This window comes from Amycolatopsis rubida, from assembly GCF_900115345.1.
Lineage (GTDB): Bacteria > Actinomycetota > Actinomycetes > Mycobacteriales > Pseudonocardiaceae > Amycolatopsis > Amycolatopsis rubida.
In genome coordinates this window covers 195,550-211,636 of the sequence record NZ_FOWC01000004.1, presented here as the reverse complement: position 1 = coordinate 211,636, position 16,087 = coordinate 195,550, and the positions used below count along the sequence as shown (strand labels likewise).

Annotated in this window: 18 protein-coding genes; 10 read left to right on the top strand and 8 right to left on the bottom strand. The window is 68.9% G+C overall.

Annotation, left to right across the window (positions count from 1 at the left end; translation table 11 throughout):
* Positions 1-102: 102 nt before the first annotated feature.
* Both BM362_RS18615 and BM362_RS18610 read right to left on the bottom strand, forming a co-directional pair.
* A complete protein-coding gene (locus BM362_RS18615; RefSeq protein WP_093574000.1) occupies positions 103-498 on the bottom strand; it encodes a rhodanese-like domain-containing protein in 396 nt (131 codons plus the stop codon).
* Entirely contained in the window at positions 495-1,040 is a 546-nt protein-coding gene (locus BM362_RS18610) for a cysteine dioxygenase (protein WP_093573999.1), read from the bottom strand. Before BM362_RS18610 ends, BM362_RS18615 begins: the two co-directional genes overlap by 4 nt.
* Before the next feature lie 282 nt (positions 1,041-1,322).
* On the opposite strand from BM362_RS18610, the gene BM362_RS18605 reads away from it, so the two are divergent.
* Genes BM362_RS18605 through BM362_RS18585 form a run of 5 tightly spaced genes read left to right on the top strand, consistent with a single transcriptional unit; the run spans position 1,323 to position 5,926 of the window.
* Positions 1,323-2,135 carry an ABC transporter ATP-binding protein gene (locus BM362_RS18605; protein WP_067583375.1) on the top strand — a complete coding sequence of 271 codons (813 nt, stop codon included), beginning with the start codon at positions 1,323-1,325 and terminating at the stop codon, positions 2,133-2,135.
* Between the two features lie 54 nt (positions 2,136-2,189).
* Positions 2,190-2,969 (top strand): enoyl-CoA hydratase/isomerase family protein, encoded by a 780-nt coding sequence (locus tag BM362_RS18600; protein WP_093573998.1) that lies wholly within the window; start codon positions 2,190-2,192, stop codon positions 2,967-2,969.
* On the top strand, positions 2,966-3,931 hold the full coding sequence (locus tag BM362_RS18595; protein WP_093573997.1) for a class I SAM-dependent methyltransferase: 966 nt from the start codon (positions 2,966-2,968) through the stop codon (positions 3,929-3,931). Before BM362_RS18600 ends, BM362_RS18595 begins: the two co-directional genes overlap by 4 nt.
* Before the next feature lies 1 nt (position 3,932).
* Positions 3,933-5,141, top strand: coding sequence for a class I SAM-dependent methyltransferase (locus BM362_RS18590; protein ID WP_093573996.1), 1,209 nt, complete (start codon positions 3,933-3,935; stop codon positions 5,139-5,141).
* Between the two features lie 23 nt (positions 5,142-5,164).
* Entirely contained in the window at positions 5,165-5,926 is a 762-nt protein-coding gene (locus BM362_RS18585; protein WP_067583367.1) for an HAD family acid phosphatase, read from the top strand.
* 54 nt (positions 5,927-5,980) lie between these two features.
* Here the strand turns inward: BM362_RS18585 and BM362_RS18580 are convergent, their stop codons facing one another.
* From BM362_RS18580 to BM362_RS18570, 3 genes are all read right to left on the bottom strand, one after another.
* Positions 5,981-6,961, bottom strand: coding sequence for a chitinase (locus BM362_RS18580; RefSeq protein WP_093573995.1), 981 nt, complete (start codon positions 6,959-6,961; stop codon positions 5,981-5,983).
* A 119-nt stretch (positions 6,962-7,080) separates the two neighbouring features.
* A complete protein-coding gene (locus tag BM362_RS18575; RefSeq protein WP_067583359.1) occupies positions 7,081-7,635 on the bottom strand; it encodes a dihydrofolate reductase family protein in 555 nt (184 codons plus the stop codon).
* A 52-nt stretch (positions 7,636-7,687) separates the two neighbouring features.
* The gene (locus BM362_RS18570) at positions 7,688-8,119 is read right to left on the bottom strand and encodes a MarR family winged helix-turn-helix transcriptional regulator (RefSeq protein ID WP_093573994.1); all 432 of its coding nucleotides are present in this window, start codon (positions 8,117-8,119) and stop codon (positions 7,688-7,690) included.
* A gap of 58 nt (positions 8,120-8,177) precedes the next feature.
* On the opposite strand from BM362_RS18570, the gene BM362_RS18565 reads away from it, so the two are divergent.
* On the top strand, positions 8,178-8,498 hold the full coding sequence (locus tag BM362_RS18565) for an antibiotic biosynthesis monooxygenase family protein (RefSeq protein ID WP_067583353.1): 321 nt from the start codon (positions 8,178-8,180) through the stop codon (positions 8,496-8,498).
* Positions 8,499-8,506: 8 nt separating this feature from the next.
* Here BM362_RS18565 and BM362_RS18560 read toward each other — a convergent pair whose 3' ends face one another.
* Both BM362_RS18560 and BM362_RS18555 read right to left on the bottom strand, forming a co-directional pair.
* Positions 8,507-9,298, bottom strand: a complete 792-nt coding sequence (locus tag BM362_RS18560) for a molybdopterin-binding protein (protein WP_093573993.1) — start codon at positions 9,296-9,298, stop codon at positions 8,507-8,509.
* Positions 9,299-9,609: 311 nt separating this feature from the next.
* On the bottom strand, positions 9,610-11,205 hold the full coding sequence (locus BM362_RS18555) for a bifunctional NAD(P)/FAD-dependent oxidoreductase/class I SAM-dependent methyltransferase (protein ID WP_093573992.1): 1,596 nt from the start codon (positions 11,203-11,205) through the stop codon (positions 9,610-9,612).
* Between the two features lie 91 nt (positions 11,206-11,296).
* Here BM362_RS18555 and BM362_RS18550 point away from each other — a divergent pair, with 91 nt between their 5' ends.
* The 3 genes from BM362_RS18550 to BM362_RS18540 are packed head-to-tail and all read left to right on the top strand — an operon-like array spanning position 11,297 to position 12,752.
* Complete coding sequence (locus tag BM362_RS18550; protein WP_093573991.1) at positions 11,297-11,887, top strand: helix-turn-helix domain-containing protein; 591 nt, start codon at positions 11,297-11,299, stop codon at positions 11,885-11,887.
* Between the two features lie 30 nt (positions 11,888-11,917).
* The gene (locus BM362_RS18545) at positions 11,918-12,304 is read left to right on the top strand and encodes an ArsR/SmtB family transcription factor (protein WP_093573990.1); all 387 of its coding nucleotides are present in this window, start codon (positions 11,918-11,920) and stop codon (positions 12,302-12,304) included.
* Positions 12,258-12,752, top strand: coding sequence for an SRPBCC family protein (locus tag BM362_RS18540; protein WP_093573989.1), 495 nt, complete (start codon positions 12,258-12,260; stop codon positions 12,750-12,752). The genes BM362_RS18545 and BM362_RS18540 overlap by 47 nt, the downstream gene beginning before the upstream one ends.
* Positions 12,753-13,133: 381 nt before the next feature.
* Here BM362_RS18540 and mptB read toward each other — a convergent pair whose 3' ends face one another.
* Positions 13,134-14,903, bottom strand: a complete 1,770-nt coding sequence (gene mptB / locus BM362_RS46880) for a polyprenol phosphomannose-dependent alpha 1,6 mannosyltransferase MptB (protein WP_143132451.1) — start codon at positions 14,901-14,903, stop codon at positions 13,134-13,136.
* A gap of 524 nt (positions 14,904-15,427) precedes the next feature.
* Between mptB and BM362_RS18535 the strand changes: the two genes are divergently transcribed.
* Positions 15,428-16,087, top strand: coding sequence for a response regulator transcription factor (locus BM362_RS18535; RefSeq protein WP_093573988.1), 660 nt, complete (start codon positions 15,428-15,430; stop codon positions 16,085-16,087).

Below are 16,087 nucleotides of genomic sequence, written 5' to 3'. Positions count from 1 at the left end.
GGCCCGCCGGTTCTGCGCATCGCCGTTGCGAAGCCGCACACCACAGCTGCTGACAATGCCTCGTCGGGTGCCTCAGATGCACCCAACGAGGCATGGAGGCACTCATGGGACCGCGGGCGACCCGCCTTCGCGCACCGGCAGCCCAGCCGCCGCCCAAGCCCGGAACCCGCCCGCGAGATCTGTCGCCTTGACCAGCCCCAGCCGCTGCAGATCCGCCGCCGCCAGGCTGGAGGCGTACCCCTCGTTGCACACCACCACCGCGACCGTCTCCGCCGTAACCCCCGGCAGCCGCCACTCGCTTTCCGGGGCCAGCCGCCACTCCAGATGGATCCGCTCGACCACCACCGACCCGGGAATCTCGCCTTCGGCGAGCCGGTTGGCGTACGGCCGGATGTCGACGATCAGCGCGCCCTCGGCCTGCAAGCCGGCGGCGCGCGCCGGGTTCGCCCGGTCCAAGGCGGACCGGGCGTCGGCGAGAAAACCGTCAAGTGCGGTCATGACCGCACAATGGCAGGAAGCGGCGGGATCTCGTTAGGCACGTCGGCAAGGCTCGTGTACTCGCGCGTCGGCACCAGCGGCGGCGAGTAGGCGTGCACGCTGGCCGCCGGTTCGCTGCCGACGCCGAGCACCTGATGCGCGCGCCCGGCACCGAAGCCGATGCCCTGCCCGGCGGCGTGCGTGCGGCGGCGCACCGGGCCGCCGGGATAGCGGTACTCCTCGCCGAGTTCGCCTTGCAGCACGGTGAACGAGCCCGACGCGCCGCCGTGGTCGTGCGGTTTCGTGTGCTGGCCGGGCAGCCACGACAGCAGCCACAGTTCGACGCCGTCGGTCAGCGCGAGGCGCGCCCACCAGCGCTGGTCCTCGTCGAAGCGCAGGACCTCGCGCAGGCTGGTGGTCAGTTCGGTGGTGATTGTGCGGGTGAGGTCGGCCAGCTCGCGCGGCGTCCACAGCAGCCGCGACGGGTGCAGCAGTTCGGGCAGCAGCGGATCGGTCAGCTGGGGGTGGATTTCGACTTCCGGACGGACGATGGACGTGGTCAACGCGAGTGCTCCTGGAATGAGTCGGTGCCGGGACGCGAGGCAGCGCGGCACGCCGACAAAGGATCAGCGTGCGTGCCGCGCCCGGCTACATCCGCTGGAAGCGACCAGGAGCAGGTCGATCGCGCGACGGCGCCACAACACGGGGCGCGCGGACCTGAACATGCCGGGGATGCTGCCACAGCGCCGCGCTCACGGCCGCTCGTCCCAGCGGCTGGACACCCGGCGCGCCGTTAGCCCCGGGCGGGTGCGCGCCCGCGCCCGGGCGACCGCCACAATAGGCTCGTGAGCGAGCCGATCCTGCCCAGCGATCCTGACGATCTCGTCGTGCGGATGTCCGGTGTCGGCGTCCGCCGTACCGGAAACGACCTCCTCGCGGCCCTCGACTGGGCGGTCGAGCTGGACGAGCGATGGGTGGTGCTCGGCCCGAACGGCGCGGGCAAGACCACCCTGCTGCGCCTGGCCGCCGCCGAACTGCACCCCACCTCCGGCACCGTCGACCTGCTCGGCGACCGCATCGGCAAGGTGAACATCTTCGACCTGCGCCCGCGCATCGGGTTCACCTCCGCCGCGATCGCCCAGCGCGTGCCCGGCGACGAGCTCGTCGGCGACGTGGTGGTCAGCGCCGGGTACGCGGTGATGGGCCGCTGGCGCGAGCAGTACGACCGGATGGACCTCGACCGGGCGACCGAACTGCTCGGCACGCTCGGCATCGCGCACCTGGCCGAGCGCACGTTCGGCACGCTGAGCGAGGGCGAGCGCAAGCGCGTGCTGATCGCCCGTTCGCTGATGACCGACCCGGAGCTGCTGCTGCTCGACGAGCCCGCCGCCGGTCTCGACCTCGGCGGCCGCGAGGACCTCGTGGCCCGGCTGTCGGTGCTCGCGATGGACCCGGACGCGCCGGCGATGGTGCTGGTCACCCACCACGTCGAGGAGATCCCGCCCGGGTTCACCCACGCGCTGCTGCTGCGGGAGGGCCGCGCGGTGGTGTCCGGGCTGGTGGACGAGGTGATCACCAGCGAGAACCTGTCCAAGACGTTCGACCAGGACCTGGTGCTGCAGCGTTCGGGCGAGCGGTTCTTCGCCCGCCGCCGGTAAGTTGTCCTTACCGGCCGGTAGCCTGCTGTCAGATCGTCAACGAGGAGGAATCCCGTGGGAGAGTTCGTAACCCTGGAGGTCGAGGGCGGGGTCGGCACGATCCGGCTGGACCGGCCGCCGGTCAACGCGCTGAACAACCAGGTGCAGGCCGAGCTCGCCGAGGCCGCGCGCGAGGCGTCCGACCGCGACGACGTGCGCGCGGTGATCCTCTACGGCGGCGAGAAGACCTTCGCCGGCGGTGCGGACATCAAGGAGATGGCCTCCCGCGCCTACCCGGAGATCGCGAAGTTCGGCGCCGAGCTGACCGCGTCGCTCGCCCGGGTCGCGAACATCCCGAAGCCGGTCGTCTGCGCGATCACCGGCTACGCCCTCGGCGGCGGCCTCGAACTGGCGCTGACCGCGGACTGGCGGATCGCCGGCGACAACGTCAAGGTCGGCCAGCCGGAGATCCAGCTCGGCATCATCCCCGGCGCGGGCGGCACGCAGCGGCTGACCCGGCTGATCGGCCCGAGCAAGGCCAAGGACCTGATCTTCACCGGCCGGTTCGTGAAGGCCGAGGAGGCGCTCAAGCTGGGCATCGTCGACGAGGTCGTGGCCCCGGACGACGTGTACGCGGCGGCGCGCAAGTGGGCCTCGCAGTTCGCGAACGGCCCGGCGGTGGCGCTGCGCGCGGCCAAGGCCGCCATCGACTCCGGCCTCGACGTCGACCTGGCCACCGGCCTGAAGATCGAAACGCAGCTGTTCACCGCGCTGTGGGCGACCGAGGACCAGCGCAACGGCATGCAGTCGTTCATCGACAACGGCCCCGGCAAAGCCAGTTTCGAGGGGAAGTGACTGCCGTGTCCGACCCGGCGCCGAACCCGCACGCCACCGAAGACGAGGTCAAGGCGGCCTACGCCGACCCGAAGCTCGCGAACGTCCTCTACCACGACTGGGAAGCCGGGACGTACGACGAGAAGTGGTCCATTTCCTACGACGAGCGCTGCATCTCCTACGCCGCTGACGTGTTCAACGCGGTGGCGGGCGACGACGGCCAGCCGTACCAGCACGCGATGGAACTGGGCAGCGGCACCGGGTTCTTCCTGCTGAACCTGATGCAGGGCGGCGTCGCGAAGAAGGGTTCGGTCACCGACCTGTCGCCGGGCATGGTGCAGGTCGCGCTGCGCAACGCCGAAGGCCTCGGTCTGGACGTCGACGGCCGGGTCGCCGACGCGGAGCGGATCCCGTACGACGACAACACGTTCGACCTCGTGGTCGGGCACGCGGTGCTGCACCACATCCCGGACGTGCGCCAGGCGTTCGGCGAGGTGCTGCGCGTGCTCAAGCCGGGCGGGCGGTTCGTGTTCGCCGGCGAGCCGACGAAAATCGGCGACCGCTACGCGCGCCGGCTCGGCCAGTTCACCTGGTACCTCACCACGAACATCACCAAGCTGCCCGCGCTGAGCGGCTGGCGGCGTCCGCAGTCGGAATTGGACGAATCCTCGCGCGCGGCGGCGCTGGAGGCGGTGGTCGACATCCACACCTTCGACCCGTCGGAGCTGGAAACGATGGCGCGCGGCGCCGGCGCGCAGGACGTCCGCGCGGTCACCGAGGAGTTCTCGGCGGCGCTGGCCGGCTGGCCGATCCGCACCTTCGAGGCCGCGGTGCCGCAGGAGAAGCTCACCGTGCGCTGGCGGCTGTTCGCCTACCACCTGTGGCTGCGACTGTCCGCTTTGGACAAGAAGCTGCTGTCGAAGGTGCTGCCGCGCGAGCTGTTCTACAACGTGATGATCACCGGGACCAAGCGGCCGTCCTGAATTGCCCTACAGTTTCACGCTCGACGACGTCGCCTTCCTGCGTTCCGCCGCGGGACGGGCGGCGCTCGCCGAGTGCTCCACATTGGACGGCTCGCGGATCGCGGACGTCACGACGGCTCGTCGTCTCGCCGGGGAGCACGCTTCCCCGGTGCTGGAAACCGTTGCGTTGCGGCGTAAATCGGTGCTGAAACTGGCTTCTTCCGAAGAATGGCTTTTCACTGGCGACGCCTTGCAGCAGGCGAGCGCTACGCCAGTGGCCCGGCATCGGGCTTCGCGGCTGGCGGGCCTCGCCGTGCATGACGTTACGTGCTCGGTAGGCGCGGACCTGGTTGAACTGTCTCAGGTCGCTTCGGTGGCAATCGGGTCCGATGTGGACCCGGTGCGACTGGAAATGGCTCAGCACAACGCTTCCGTCGCCGGAGTCTCGCCGCTCGTCGCGCGGGCCGACGCCTTGCGCCCGGTTTCCCGTGACACCGCCGTGGTCGCCGATCCGGCTCGCCGCGACTCCGCTGGCCGCCGGGTGTGGCGTCCGGCTGACTTCCTGCCGCCGCTCGACGCGCTCGTGGCCGCCTGTCCCGGCCGGGTCCTGTCGGTGAAATGCGCGCCCGGCATGGATTTCTCCATCGCAGCGTGGGCGGACGAGGTGGAACTCGTGTCGCTCGACGGCCAAGTCCGCGAAGCCTGCCTGTGGCGAGGGCTCTCGTCCGGTGTCGCCCGCCGAGCGACAGTGCTGCGTTCGGACGGTGCACAGTGGACTCTCACCGACGCGGAACCGGACGACATTCCCGTGCGGGCGGCGGGGGAGTGGCTCATCGACCCGGACGGCGCGGTCGTGCGGGCCGGACTCGTGCGTCATTACGCGGCGCGGCACGGCTTGTGGCAGCTGGACGAACGCATCGCCTACCTCACCGGCGACACGCCGCCACCCGGCGTGCGCGCCTTCCGGGTGCTGGAGCAATTGCCGTACCGCGAAAAGACGCTCGGGCAGGCGTTGAAGAAGCTCGACGTCGGACGGCTGGAAATCCTGGTCCGCGGTCTCGATGTGGATCCGGACGCCCTGCGTCGCAAGCTGAAACCGCGCGGTCGCGAAGAGTCCACTGTGGTGCTGACCCGGATCGGCCGGTCGCCGGTGGCGTTCGTATGCCGGGCCGAACGCATCCCAACGGAGGGTTTTCAAGCCGGGGAACGCGGCGTAAGTTCTGCGGGTTGACGAATCATCACTGGAGGGTCGCTGTGTCTCGTTTTCCCGCTCTCGTCAAATTGGCCGCCGCCGCGGCCGTCGGCGCCACTGTCGCAGGCGGCGCGACCGCGCTCGCCGGGTCGGACGCCGTCACCGCGGCGCACGGCCGCGAACCGGCCAACATCGGCCAGGTGAAGAACGACGTCAAGGCGTACTACGGCGACTGGCTCGACGCGTCCGGCAAGCACCACTACTCCGAGACCAGCCGGTTCGTCACCGACACGAAGCGCGTGGTCGCCGACGCGAAGCGGTACCTGCAGCAGAAGCTGGGGAAGGTGAAGAACCCGGCGATCGTGCTCGACGTGGACGACACGTCCGAGGTCACCTACGGCTGGGAGGCCGACAACGACTTCGGTTTCGACCCGGTGAAGCAGCAGAAAGCCATCGACGACGGCACATTCGAGGCCAACAAGCCGGTGCTGGAGCTGACGAAGTGGGCCGCCGACCGCGGCGTGCGGGTTTACTTCCTGACCGGCCGCAACGACCAGCAGGGCCCGCAGTCGCTCAAGAACCTCGCCAACGAGGGCTACCCGACGCCGGCCGGCGCGTACTTCAAGCCGAAGACCACCCCGCCGGACTATCTGCCGTGCGGGCTGAACTGCGACACCGTGCAGTACAAGTCGGGCACCCGAGCGCACATCCAGTCGACCGGCGCGCACATCGTGCTCAACGTCGGCGACCAGTTCAGCGACCTCGAAGGCGGCTACGCGGACCACCCGGTGAAGCTGCCGAACCCGATGTACTACCTGCCCTGATCTCGTGCCGGAGTCAGCCCGGGTCCCGCGCCGGGCCCGGGCTGCTCGGCATCGTCAGCCGGAATACCCGGCGAAGATCTTCGAGAATTCGTACGGCTGCTGGGAAATGTTCGTGCACCGGTACAGCGGGCCGCTGCACGCGTTCGCGTCCCGGCCGAGTTCCCAGAACGACAGCATTCCCATGTGGACACTCTGCGCGAAGCTCACGACCGCGCTGGCGTCCTTCTGGTAGAAGATCTCGTTCTGCGAATCGTTGGCGCCCAGCATCGGCGTGAGGCCCACCTTCTGCCAAGCGTCGGCATCGGACAGCCCGAGCGCCGATTTCAGTTGCGCCTGTGTGGATCGCGCCGCCTGGATCGCCTTGGCCCCTTGGTCGCCGGGACCCTGGTAGTAGTCCATCGCCATGACGTTCACCAGGTCGAGATTGACGCCCGCGTCCCGGGCCGAGGTCACGACGTTCAGCCCGTCCGAGGTGAGCCCGGTCGGAAGCACCGGCAGTGTCAGGGAAATCTTGAGCCCGGGATTGTCGTCCTGCACCTTTTTCAGTGCCTGCGAACGCAGTTTGATCGAACCGGGGTCGGCGACCGCCGCACCCTCGATGTCGACGTCGATGTACTTGAGGTCGTAGGCTTTGATCACCGCTTCGTACTCGCCGACCAGCGAAGTGACGTCGCCGCACGCCTGCGCGAGTTCGACGCCGGACGCGCCGCCGAAGGAGACCTTGACGTCCCCGCCGGCCGCGCGGATCTTCGCGATTTCGTCGGACTGCCATCCCTGGCGAGGGTCGTAGGCGGCGAACCAGCTGGCCTTGCAGGCGGCTCCGGTGACGAAGCCGAGGGTGAAACTCTTGATGCCGCTCTGCTCGGCCATCGAAGACAGCACGGGCGACGGCCACGCGCCCATGTCCACATAGGGCGCGAGCGCGATCGACGAGTCGCTCGCCGCAGCCGCGGTGCTCTGCGGGACCGCGAGTCCGGCTACGGCCAGCAACCCGCCGAGCGCGACCGCCAGTTTCCGGGGGGAGGGGAGACGCATAGGTGGAACCTCCACGGTGAGGACCGAGGGGCGGTAAACCCCTGTCCAAATGGTATAGACCAATAATCCCGTGGTGGCCATACGCCATTAGGATGCCGATCCGTCCCGCTGACCGGGATTCAGTGTCCCGCGGCGAGCCGATACCGCAGGTCGGCCGCGAGCGCGGGATCCCCGTCGTGCACTCGATCCCACCGAACCGGTTTCCCGCCCGGATTGTCGAACAACCGCACCCCGGACCCCAGCATCACCGGCAGGAGATGCACCCGGAACTCCTCGACAATCCCCAGCTCAACGCATTGCCGCGCGATATCCTGGCTGTGCAGCTCAAGATCTTTCCCCCTCGCCGCCGCGAGCCCGATCTCGACCGCTTCCCGGACGTCGCAGTCGAGAACAGTGACCCCGTCCTCGGCCGGGGCGTCCTCCGGATGATGCGTGAGCACGAAAACCGGCCCGCTCCACGCTCCGCCGTACGGCTGCTTGGCGACCTCCCCGGGCACCCGGGCGGCTAGCGCGTCAAAGCCGCGCCGTCCACCCAGAATCGCCCCGACCCGCGCGATGGATTCCTCGTGCGCCCCCGGCGTGACGCGCGCGCCCGACATCCAATCCATCGCATGCCCGTCCGCGGCGACGAACCCGTCCAGCGACATCGCGACGTGCCACAGCACCTTGCCCATGGATCCTCCTCGTGTGCTCCGATACGAGGCAGACCGGCAGGGTGCCGAAAACTCATCGGTCCGTGAGGTTGTCCGAGCAGATGCTCAGCAGCTCGGCCAGCCGGTGCCGCTCGTCCTCCGGCATCCCGGCGAGCATCCGCTCCTCGACCTCGTCGACCACCCGATGCGCCTCCTCCAGCCGGGCCTCGCCGGACGTCGTGAGCCGCACCGGCCGCGCCCGCCCGGCCGACGCTTCCTCGGCAACCGCGACCAACCCGGCCGTCTTCAGTCCGGTCAGGACGTCCCGCAACGACTGCCGCGTCACGAAACAACGCCGCGCCAGCTCGGCCGAGGACGCCCCCGGGTTCTCCGCCAGTGCCGCCAGCACCGCGTACTGCGCCATCGACAGCCCGATCGGCCGCAAGAGCTCGTCGGAGGCCTGCCGGAACGCCTGCTGTACCCGTTTCACGAGATGCCCCGGCCGTCGCGTGGTCTCTTGACCCATGACAGGAACCTTACACATAATGGCGGTTGCCGGTCACGAGCATTCCCGAGGAGAAGCCATGACGACCATCAGCACCGACGCCGACGTAGTCACCCTGGTGAACGTCTTCACCGTCGCCCCGGAGAAACAGCAGGCCCTGATCAAAGTCCTGACCACGGCCACCGAGGAAGCCATGAGCCACCAGGCGGGCTATGTGTCCGCGAACATCCATGCCAGCACCGACGGCACGCGCGTGGTGAACTACTCCCAGTGGGCGAGCGCCGACGCTTTCCACGCCATGACGGCCGACCCGGAATGCCGCGAGCACATGTCCGCCGCCCTGGCCCTGGCCGAGTGCGACCCGCACCTGTACACCGTGGAATCCGTGCACCACATTTGATTTCCCGGTCAGCCGACCGCCAGCGCGGTGACTCCGGAGACATATCGTCCGCCCTTCACGTCGCCCAGCGGCACCAGCCGCGGCTCCGCGAGGGGCTTGCCATCCTCCATGACGGACAGCAGCAGGGGCCGCCCGCCCGTCCACGCTTCGGCGAGCGTCACCGCCGCGCCGTAGCCGTCCGCCCCCACCGCGACCACCGAGGTGTCCGGTTTCGGCAGCACTCCGGCCAGCGCGAGCACGAGCGCGAGGGGCGGTCCGGATTCCTGATGCGTCTGCGTTCCGGCGTCGGAGGCGAATCGCGCGGTCACCGTTCGCCGCGGCAGTTTCGCCAGCAACGCGGGCGGCAACGTCACTGATCGGCCGTGCGTGGTGACCTGGACCGGCTGTGCGGCCGGTCGCGCGGCGGAAACCGCGACGGAGACCGCGCGGACGTCGCGAACCGTCCGTGATCCGTCGCGATCGCCCGGCACGGTCAGGTCGACTCCGCGTCGTCCGTCGCGGAACACCGCCGGATGATTGCCGAACGAGGGGTCCAGTTCGGCAAGCGCGAACGTCACTGTCCGATGTGCCGCGCCGGTGACCCGGACTGTCACCCGCAGGATGGTGTGCTTCCCGGGCGGCAACACCGGCGACGCGTCGTTCACGACCTGATCGAGCCGCGCGCCGTCCAACTGTGCCGTGCTGAGATCCCCGGGCTTGGCGACAGCACCGCCGACCTCGACGCCGACAGCCGCTTCGGCGGGTGCTACGACTACAGCCAGGAGAGCGGCTGTCATCAGTGCGAGCAGAGTCTTGCGCATCCGCGTCCCCTTTTTGCCGTGAACTCCGCAGCTGCGGATCCGGACCCGGATTCTAGCCGCTTATCGGGCCGGCTGGTCCTCGGCGACCGCGCCGTCTTGCCGGGCAGCTCTGCCCGCCGCGCCGCGACCGGCGATTTCCGCACTCCGAACACCCTGACGGCTTTGCCGGAATCCTCGGTGCGGCAACGGGAATCGGCGGCCTCAAACGAGGACGACCGTGCGCGCCATGCTGAAATCGCTCGCCCGCGGCTGTTTCGCGCTGCTGGTGGGACGGAGCCCCGGTCCGGGTTCCGGCCAGACCGGGGGAGCTGTCACTTCTTCCGAGCCGCCAGCACCGTGTCCCGAACCACCGTCTCCGCCCCGACCGCGGTCCGTTCGCGAAGGTCCGCCGCCACCGAAGCCCACGACTGATCCAACGTCTCCGCCACTTCCTCGGCCGTGAACATCATGTCCGCCATATGCGGCCGCCCGGCGTGGTGATCCGCGGGGTCGTGGCCCACCACCAGCAGCGTCCCGCCCGGTGCCACCGCGTCCGCGAGCCGCGCGAACGCCACCGTCCGGGCCGCCGCCGGTATGTGCAGGAAATGCGACGTCACCAGGTCGAACTTCGACTCCGGCACCCACTCGCCCAAGTCCGCCGCGACCCACGTGATCCGGTCCGCCACCCCGAGTTCTGCCGCCTGCGCGCGCCCGCGTTCGATGGCCGTCGTGGAGAAGTCGACTGCCGTCACGTGCCAGCCCTGCTGCGCGAGCCACAGCGCGTCGCCGCCCTCGCCGCAGCCGGCGTCCAGCGCGTGGCCCGGTTCGAGGCCGCGAGCCTCGGTCACGAGCTGATCGTTCGGCCGCCCGCTCCACATCTCGTCCTGCGAGCGGTACCGCTCCTCCCAGGAAGCACGGTCGAACGGCGGCGCCTCCGCGTGGTGCTCGTTGGCCCGCGCGACCTCCCGCTCCATCTCGTGCGAGAACGGCTCTTCCCGCAGCCGCAGGGCTTCCGCGACCTCCTCCTCGACCAGCTCGCCGTTGATCGCCGCCCCGGCCATCAATCCCGCCGCGGCCGAAACCACGACCTGCGCCCGCATGTCCGTGACGTTCCCCGCCACCCACAAACCGGGCACGGAGGTCCGTCCGGCCGCGTCCGCGGGAACCCGCGTGCCGATCACGAAACCGTTGAACTCCACCGGTTCCGGCTCGATCCCGAGCGGCGCGAGAAAGTCCGCCCGCGTCCTGGCCTGCGCCGCGACCGCCAACGCCTCCCGCGCCACGACCTCACCCGATTCAAGCCGCACCCCGGTCAGCTGGTCGTCCTCGGCCTCGACCGCCGCGACCGCTCCGTCCACGATCCGGATCCCGCGAGCCAGCAGCGGAGCCTCGTCGAAATCCCCGTGCGTGTGCCGGAAAACGACCACGTCGCCGGTCAGCTGCCGCCACATCAGCGCCTGGTGCCCGGTCATCGGACCGGTCGACAGCACGCCGACCGCCCGGTCGCGCACTTCCCAGCCGTGGCAGTACGGGCAATGCAGTACGTCACGCCCCCACCGCGCCGCCAGCCCGGCGACGTCGGGAAGCTCGTCGACGAGACCGGTCGCGACCAGCACCCGCCGCGCGTGCGTGCGCCGCCCGTCGGCCAGCGAGATCTCGAACCCGTTGTCCCCCTTGGCAACCGACGTCACCGTCTGCGCGATCACCTCGCCGCCGTACCCGGCCAGCTCCGCGCGCCCGAGCGAGAGCAACTCGGCAGGCGGCGTGCTCTCGCGGCCAAGATAGTTGTGCACATGCCCGGCCGGCGCGTTGCGCGGCTCACCGGAATCCACGACCAGCACCGACCGCCGCGACCGAGCGAGCGCCACCGCTCCGCTGAGCCCGGCCGCACCGCCGCCGACCACCACCACGTCGTACTTCTCGTCCACTGGATCCTCCTGTCGGTCCCCTTGCCACCGGACTATCCGGAGAACGCGCCAACTTGACAAAGTTCTTTGCCGAAGTGGCAAATTGAACGGCATGAGCGAAGACGACCAGGAGCTCGGCGAGGTCCTGCACGCGGTCGGCCCGAGGCTGCGCGCCCTGCGCAAACAACGCAACGCGACGCTGACCGGTCTTTCGGAAACGACCGGCATCTCGGTGAGCACCCTGTCGCGACTTGAGGCCGGCCAGCGCAAACCGACCCTGGAACTGCTGCTGGCCCTGGCCCGCGCCTACCAGGTCCCGCTGGACGAACTGGTCGGCGCACCGCCGACCGGCGACCCGCGCCTGCACCCGAAACCGTTCGTCCGGCACGGCCGGACCTACCTGCCGCTCACCCGCCGCCCCGGCGGCCTGCGCGCCTACAAGATGATCCTCCCGCCAGAACGAACCCCCGAACCCCCCGACCAGCGGGTCCACGAGGGATACGAGTGGATGTACGTCCTGTCCGGACAGCTGCGCCTGATGCTCGGCGACCACGACGTAATCCTCCGTCCAGGAGAGGTCGCCGAGTTCGACACCCACGTCCCGCACTGGTTCGGCAACGCGGGGGACGAGGTCTGCGAGGTCCTGGCCCTGTTCGGTCCGCAAGGAGAACGCTTCCACGTCCGCGCCCGCCCGACCTCTTGACGTATACCCATATCGGCATATTATTGCCGGATGGCACGGGCAGCAACCACCGCGGACGTCTTCAACGCCGTCGCCGAACCACGGCGCCGGGAAATCCTGGACGTCCTCGCCGAGGGCGAACGCCCAGTGAACGACCTGGTCCGCATGCTGGGCTTGGGCCAACCGCAAGTGTCGAAGCACCTCCGAGTATTGCGCGAGGTAGGCGCGGTCGAGGTGCGGGACGAGGGCAGGCAGCGCCTCTACAGCTTGAACGGCCGCGCCCTCAAACCGATCCACGACTGGGTGCGCCGCTACGAACGTTCCTGGGAGGAACGGTTCGCCTCGCTGGACGCCGTCCTGGAAGAAATGGACCCGACCGAGGAGGAAAACCATGACCGGCACGACGACCGGCACCGCGAAGGTGACCCTGCCCGCTGACGACCAGATCCTGATCACCCGCGATTTCGCCGCCCCAAGACAGCGCGTCTACCGCGCCTGGACCACGCCAGACCTGGTGAAACGCTGGTGGGCAGGCAACCGGGGCACCGTGACGTCCGTGGACATCGACCTGCGCGTCGGCGGCCAATGGCGCTACGTGATGCTGGCGAACGGCGATTTCGAGGTCGCTTTTCACGGCGAATATCGCGAGATAACGCCCAGCGAACGCCTGGTCCACACCGAGGTCTACGAAACCCCAGGAGCCTCGGACGCGGACGCCCCCGTGGTCACCGTGACGTTCGCCGAATCGAGCAACCGCACCACGGTGACCATGCTGACCGAAACGCATACCAAGCAACTCCGCGACGCCATCCTGGAGTCCGGTATGGAGGGTGGCATGCAGGAGTCGATGGACGCACTGGAGCAAGTCGCGGTTTCGCTGGATTGAGTTCTCTGGCGTTCTCCTCTCTGGACCTTGGTCCTGTCATGCCCGTGCCGTGCCGTGCCGTGCTGTCCCGTCCCGTCCCGTGCCATGCCGTGCCGGGTTGGGCTGGCCGGGCTGGGCCGGGCTTGTGCCGGTGCCTGGCTGAGCGTGGAGCCATTCCGAGCCCGCCCTCAGCCAGGCGTGCTCGGCCTGTCGTTCTTTTGCGCCAGCGCGACGGTCGCGTGACGCCCGGCCTTCTGTGTCAGCGCGACGGTCGTGTGGTGCTCGGCCTTCTGTGTCAGCGCGACGGTCGTGTGGTGCTCGGCCTTCTGTGTCAGCGCGACGGTCGTGTGACGCTCGGCCTTCGCGTCTGCGCGGCGGCTGTGTGAAGCTCAGCCTTCCGCGTCAGCACGACGGCCGTGTAACGCCCGGCTCAGCCGAGCACCCGCGTTCCTCGGCGCATCCGTCTCCATCCGCCAGGGCCGACCGTGGTGCAGTAACAGCGACACGGTCACGATCCTTGAGCGTCACACCCAGACCGGCACGCAGATTCGCACGAATGGCAAGAAATCCATTGATGGGTAACGAAGAACCTTCGAAGGTTGATGCCACCACTCTACCACCGCCAGCATCACCCGGGCGTGCGAACTTCCCGTGCATCGTCAGCACGCCCACGACGATCGACGCCACCGCCAGCACCCCGAATCCCCAAGGCGGCAGCAAACTTTTCCCGTCAGGATGAGTGCTGACCACCAGCCACGCGGACGCAGCAGCCGCGACGGCGACCCGGGAAACAGGCCACGCAGCAGCACTTCCCAGAACCAGCGGCCACGTGAAATACCAGGGAAGAGCCACCGGTGCCAGCACAACAGTCGCAAACAGGGCCGCAGCAGCACCACGCACCACGCCCGCGCCGCCCGCTCGCGAACGCCACCACAGCCAAGTGACCACAACCACAAGCGCGACGCAGCCCGCAATCCGGCTCACCGCAACGGCTTCCGCGGGATCATCCGTCAGAACGCCCACAATCTTCCCGGCCGAAGTCGAAGCCGACAGCCAAGGCTTCAGCATCGAATTTCCGCTCAGCGCACGAATCCATCCGAGGCCGACCCCGGCGACGACACTGCAGAGGCCTATCGTAGCGACCACAACGGACACTGCGGCGACGAACGTGAATCCATAGCCACGAACAGAAATCCGCCCGCCCGATCGACGGCGCGCCCACTCCCACCAGAGAAACGGCAACGCCACCGCGGCCGGAGCTTTCACCGCCGCGGCAAGCGCTACCAAGACGAACCCCAACCCTGGTAGAGTGGTGATCACCAACGCAGCGCCCGCACTCAAGAGCCCGATCATCAGCAAGTCGTTGTGCCCGCCTGAAACCACGCACAGCACCGTCAACGGGTTCGCGGTTGCCAGCCACAGCGCACACTCCGCCCGCGCGCCCAGTCGCCGGCACAGGATCGGCACCGCGACGAACATCAGCGCCAGACCCGCCGTCATGGCAAGGCGGGTCAGCAGCGCCCCGAGTATCACGTTGTCACCAGTCACCGAGAGGACGCTTTTCACGATCAGGATATGCAACGGCCCGTAGGGCGACGGAATACGCAGCCAGTCACCGGCCGCGTTGTCGGTGATCGGACCCGGAAAGTCAGCCGCAACGCGGGTATAGGGATCGAGGCCGGCATGTGCCACCACGCCCTGTGCGAGATACGTGTACAGGTCCGTGCTGAACAACGGTGGTGCGCAGAGCAGCGGCACGCACCACATCCAGGTCGTCCGCACGATCTTCCGTGCATTCACCTGGCCCGCGCGCGCAGAATGTCCCAATCGGACCCAAGCTGATATCAGGAGGAAAATGCCGAGATAGACAACAGCAGTCGCCAGCAGGCGGCCATGGCCGAACCGCACGGCGCTCAACACGGTCCCCGACAGCACGGGGTCGTGCCGCAGCGTCGCGCCCGCGCCGAACGCGCCGAGCGAAACCAGTACCGATCCGGCGAGCCCAACGGCAGACGCTCCCCGTCCGGGAGACCGTGCCGCCGAGGCGCGTTTCCTGGTGTGCGCTGGGAGGGACGCGTTTCTTCTGCCGAGTGCTGGTGTGGACACGCGCTTCCCGGAGAGTCCGGAGGCAGGCTCGTTCGCTCCGGAAGACTTCACGGCGAAGGTGCGCATTCCCGGACGCGCTGAGGCAGGCGCGTGCTTTCCGGTGAGCATCGGGACGGACACGCGTTTCCCGGCGGCTCGCGCGACGGGCCATACCCGTGCCATCGATCCCGGCCATGTGACGAACCCGGATAGCCCAAGGGGCCCAGGCTGTGCCAAGAATCCGGACTGCGCGGCCGGTTCGAGCCGTCCGGTGCTCCCGGAGCCTGCGGGCGGCCTGGACGATGGGCTGGACGCGACGATCGCGACCCCGCTGACTGACCCGAGCTGTGAGGTGGATCCGCCCGGCTCGAGCAGTGCGCGAGGCCGGATTCGCGCACTCGGCTCAAGCCGTGCGCTGCGCTGGAACCGCGCGGCAGACCAGCGTCTCGCGACCGGCCCGCCCGCCCCCGCGAACCGTGTACCAGACGCGCGTTTCCTGGCGAAGATCATCCCGCAGGTCTAGTCAGCGCGTGATCCCGAGCAGTTAAGATCGGCGTTTATCCGGTCTTTATCCGCCCGGCGGTGTACTGGCGCTCGTGAGGGGAAACTGAATGCGAGTGCTCGTGGCCGAGGACGAGCGGATGCTGGCCGACTCTGTCACGGAGGGATTGCGGCATCTGGGCATGGCAGTCGACGTCTGCTACGACGGCGACGCCGCGCTCGAACGCGTCGCCGTCCATCGGTACGACGTCGTGCTGCTGGACCGCGACCTGCCCCGGGTGCACGGCGACGAGATCTGCCGCAGGATCGCCGGCGACGGCGGCGAGACCCGGGTGCTGATGCTGACCGCCGCGGCGGGTATTCGCGACCGGGTCGAAGGGCTCGGCCTGGGCGCGGACGACTATCTCACGAAGCCGTTCGCGTTCGCCGAACTCGTCGCCAGGGTGCACGCGCTGGCGAGGCGGGCACGACCCTCGTTGCCGCCGGTGCTGTGCGGCGCGGGCGTCGAACTGGATCCGGCCAAGAGGTTCGCGTCGCGCGACGGCCGGCCGTTGTCCTTGTCTCCCAAGCAATTCGCCGTGCTGGAGGTGCTGCTGCGGGCCGAGGAGCGGGTCGTCAGCCCGGAAGAGCTGCTGGAGAAGGCATGGGACGAACACGCCGATCCGTTCACGAACACAGTGCGGATGACGGTCATGACGCTGCGGAAGAAACTCGGCCCGCCGCCGATAGTCCACACAGTTCCCGGCGCTGGCTACCGTTTGGCTACCTGA

Bases quoted from the DNA above. Each gene is read 5' to 3' on its own strand.
- BM362_RS18580 (WP_093573995.1), bottom strand. From the start codon at position 6,961: ATGCGTCTCCCCTCCCCCCGGAAACTGGCGGTCGCGCTCGGCGGGTTG.
- BM362_RS18540 (WP_093573989.1), top strand. From the start codon at position 12,258: ATGACCGGCACGACGACCGGCACCGCGAAGGTGACCCTGCCCGCTGAC.
- BM362_RS18550 (WP_093573991.1), top strand. From the start codon at position 11,297: ATGAGCGAAGACGACCAGGAGCTCGGCGAGGTCCTGCACGCGGTCGGC.
- BM362_RS18570 (WP_093573994.1), bottom strand. From the start codon at position 8,119: ATGGGTCAAGAGACCACGCGACGGCCGGGGCATCTCGTGAAACGGGTA.
- BM362_RS18575 (WP_067583359.1), bottom strand. From the start codon at position 7,635: ATGGGCAAGGTGCTGTGGCACGTCGCGATGTCGCTGGACGGGTTCGTC.
- BM362_RS18545 (WP_093573990.1), top strand. From the start codon at position 11,918: ATGGCACGGGCAGCAACCACCGCGGACGTCTTCAACGCCGTCGCCGAA.
- BM362_RS18535 (WP_093573988.1), top strand. From the start codon at position 15,428: ATGCGAGTGCTCGTGGCCGAGGACGAGCGGATGCTGGCCGACTCTGTC.
- BM362_RS18565 (WP_067583353.1), top strand. From the start codon at position 8,178: ATGACGACCATCAGCACCGACGCCGACGTAGTCACCCTGGTGAACGTC.
- mptB (WP_143132451.1), bottom strand. From the start codon at position 14,903: ATGCGCACCTTCGCCGTGAAGTCTTCCGGAGCGAACGAGCCTGCCTCC.
- BM362_RS18615 (WP_093574000.1), bottom strand. From the start codon at position 498: ATGACCGCACTTGACGGTTTTCTCGCCGACGCCCGGTCCGCCTTGGAC.
- BM362_RS18560 (WP_093573993.1), bottom strand. From the start codon at position 9,298: ATGCGCAAGACTCTGCTCGCACTGATGACAGCCGCTCTCCTGGCTGTA.